Raw genomic sequence first — 757 nt, forward strand, 5'->3', positions numbered from 1 at the left:
TGGATTCCTGCTTTCGCAGGAATGACATAAAGGAGCTATATGGCTGCTCGCAATGAGGGTTCGGTATCGCACGCAATGACTATTTACCCGAATTACTCGCTTTTCTGTTTAACCAATTTTGTAAATAAGACTCTGCTAGCTCCTGATCTTCTATAATAATTACATTTTCAGCATTACGTTTATCAGCAGCTGCTGTAAAATTAAACGAACCGGTTATTACTTTCTTTCTATCGATAATGATAACTTTATTATGAGCGATTCCCGGTACTTTATCTATGTCCACATCAATTTTTGCTCGTTGTAATTCATGCAATTTAGAAAATTTTTGCTTAAAATTACTACGATCAAGCAATATTCTAACTTTTACTCCTCGCATCTGTGCATTAATAAGCGCAGTAGTAATCAGTACATCACTCATACCGTATGCTTGCATATAAATAGATTCTTCAGCTCTATCTATCTGATTTGCTATAAACTTAGTACAACCGGCAGGAGGAGTAAAACATGTACTAACTTTACTTCTTGAAAGCTCTGAAATATTGTAATGCTTTATTTTTGGCGCAGATGAAGCTAATGATTTTTGATTTATTAGATTAGTAAAATAATCTGGATTCTGTCCATAAATACCTAAAGCAACTCCTAAGATAAAGGCAATAGATATTTCTATAAATTTACTATTTTTTCTCTTCACAATTTTTATATATTCTGAATAAATGAAAAATCGGCAGACGAAGTTTAATTTGGAAAAGAGCAAGGT

General features: G+C 33.0%; 1 protein-coding gene. It reads right to left on the reverse strand.

Annotated elements, in window-relative coordinates; all coding sequences use genetic code 11:
* Positions 1-79 precede the first annotated feature (79 nt).
* Positions 80-691, reverse strand: coding sequence for a phospholipase D (pld, locus tag KYQ89_RS01465; protein ID WP_218460082.1), 612 nt, complete (start codon positions 689-691; stop codon positions 80-82).
* Positions 692-757: the final 66 nt, after the last annotated feature.

This window comes from Rickettsia sp. TH2014 (genome assembly GCF_019249195.1).
GTDB lineage: Bacteria > Pseudomonadota > Alphaproteobacteria > Rickettsiales > Rickettsiaceae > Rickettsia > Rickettsia felis.